We start from the raw sequence: 1,833 nt of genomic DNA on the forward strand, positions 1-1,833 counted from the left end.
GCTTTGGCTGCTTCTGAAAAAGGTGATTTCAAAGTCTTTTCAGATACAGATAGTGGTTTAAATACCAGCCATAAGGGTCTGAGCAGAATGCTCGATTGGATTGAACAGGATCAGGTGAAGACAGTTTTCATCACTCATAAAGATCGCCTGAGTCGATTTGGCTTTGAGTTTATTGAACGGCTCTGCAAGGAGCATGGTACAGAGATTGTAATCCTTGAATCCAGAGAAGATAAGAATGCACAGGAAGAATTAGCAGAAGATCTGATGAGTCTGATTGCTTCTTTTTCAGGAAGAATCCATGGGCTTCGTTCATCAAGAAGAAAAGAACTGGCTCTTCAGGCTGAAAACATGATTGAAGGAAAGGGAGGTTTCGACCATGAGTAAAATCAAACCAGTCAAAGCTCCATTTCAAAGAGCAATCCCTTATCAACCTGAAACCGTACCACTCGCAACTTCTGGAAGAATTGATCTGGCGATTCCTGAAAACCAGGCTGTTTTTGATTTCATCAATGAGTATTCTAAAGTGTATAACTCCATGCTTCACTGGACCTTTCGAAAATCATGGAAAAAGCATTCCCTACAGATGGTCAGCTTAAAAAAGCCATTATGAATAAGGGCAATCTCAAAGCAAGAGCAGCCAATGCCATCCTTAAAGAAGCCAGGACGATTTATACTTTAGCTCGGGAAGTAAAACAAGTGCAGATTGAAAATCATAATCAGAAGATTAAAGAGCTGAAATCTGAGATCAGAGAACTTGAAGAGCAGAAGAATGAGCTTCATTTGAGTGTTTACAACTGGAGCAGACCCCCGAAGAATGCCGTAAAAAAGCTTCATAAGATCAAATCGATGCTCTAAAGCAAAAAGGACAAGCTGCACCGATTCATTCAGAGTGTTCAAAGACTGGAAAAGGAAGTCGAAACCGGAGTCTTTTCCTATTGTTTTGGAAGCAAACAGCTGTCCTCTCATCAATGGACTTTAGAGCATTCCAACAGTCCATTCTCTACTCATGAACAATGGCTGAAAGCCTGGAGAGATCATCGATCCCAGCATGTCTATTTTCTTGGAAGCCATGATGAGTCCTGTGGATGTCAGCTGGTTCAGGGAACTTATACAGGAGATCAGGATCTTTTTGAATTTAAAGTTCTGTCTCCCTACGCAAAGGATAAGCTGGTCATTTCCTTTAGAGTCCGCATTCCTTATCAGACAGAGCAAGTCGACTATTATCAGACGTATGGCTCGATCAGTTATGTCTTTGTCTTCAAGGAAAATGGAAGTCTTTATCTTCATCCATAAATTAAGGAAGAACCTAAAGAAATCAAATCGGCAAAGGGATGCCTTGGAATGGATATCAATGCCGGTTTTCTGGCGGTCGCGCTGGCAAATGAAAATGGAAATTATGTCTTCAGCGAAGATATTTATTATGACCAGTACTCTGCTGATGCAGATACAGCACTGCATCAGACTCTGGCTGCTGTTTACAAAATAGCTGAATCAGAAGGTTGGTCTGTAGCCATAGAAGATATCAGTTTACGAAAGAAAAAATCCAGAAACCACGGAAAGAAACTGAACCATATTCTCCATGATTTCCCATATATAAAGTATCGGTCTTACAACGAAAGGAAAGCTTCAAGAAGCGGAGTGCCGCTTCATATAGTCAGTGCCTTTTATACGAGCAGAATTGGAAAAGAGAAGTATCAGAATAAACTTCAGACCAGTACTCATCAGGCGGCCGCTTTTGTGATTGCCCGGCGAGCCCTTGGATTTACGGAATGGTATGAGCCTGAAAAGAGCAAGTCAAAAAGAATGAATGCAAATATTGGAATAAGAAGTTGA

At 41.0% G+C, this 1,833-nt stretch carries 4 protein-coding genes; all 4 read left to right on the forward strand.

Features of this window, described 5'->3' with window-relative positions; genetic code table 11:
• The coding region (locus tag BO222_RS00085) for an IS607 family transposase (protein WP_143356859.1) at positions 1-384 on the forward strand (384 nt) is incomplete at its 5' end.
• Positions 377-610: a hypothetical protein gene (locus BO222_RS00090; RefSeq protein WP_075817296.1), complete on the forward strand. Its 234-nt coding sequence runs from the start codon at positions 377-379 to the stop codon at positions 608-610. The genes BO222_RS00085 and BO222_RS00090, both read left to right, overlap by 8 nt.
• Complete coding sequence (locus BO222_RS00095) at positions 607-855, forward strand: hypothetical protein (RefSeq protein WP_075817298.1); 249 nt, start codon at positions 607-609, stop codon at positions 853-855. The genes BO222_RS00090 and BO222_RS00095 overlap by 4 nt, the downstream gene beginning before the upstream one ends.
• Before the next feature lie 486 nt (positions 856-1,341).
• The gene (locus BO222_RS00100; RefSeq protein ID WP_075817300.1) at positions 1,342-1,833 is read left to right on the forward strand and encodes an IS200/IS605 family accessory protein TnpB-related protein; all 492 of its coding nucleotides are present in this window, start codon (positions 1,342-1,344) and stop codon (positions 1,831-1,833) included.

It is taken from the genome of Ileibacterium valens (assembly GCF_001945525.1).
Taxonomy (GTDB): domain Bacteria; phylum Bacillota_I; class Bacilli_A; order Erysipelotrichales; family Erysipelotrichaceae; genus Ileibacterium; species Ileibacterium valens.

What these genes read in the sequence shown, in the direction of transcription:
- BO222_RS00100 (WP_075817300.1), top strand. Translation starts at nt 1,342, where the DNA reads ATGGATATCAATGCCGGTTTTCTGGCGGTCGCGCTGGCAAATGAAAAT.
- BO222_RS00095 (WP_075817298.1), top strand. Translation starts at nt 607, where the DNA reads ATGAATAAGGGCAATCTCAAAGCAAGAGCAGCCAATGCCATCCTTAAA.
- BO222_RS00090 (WP_075817296.1), top strand. Translation starts at nt 377, where the DNA reads ATGAGTAAAATCAAACCAGTCAAAGCTCCATTTCAAAGAGCAATCCCT.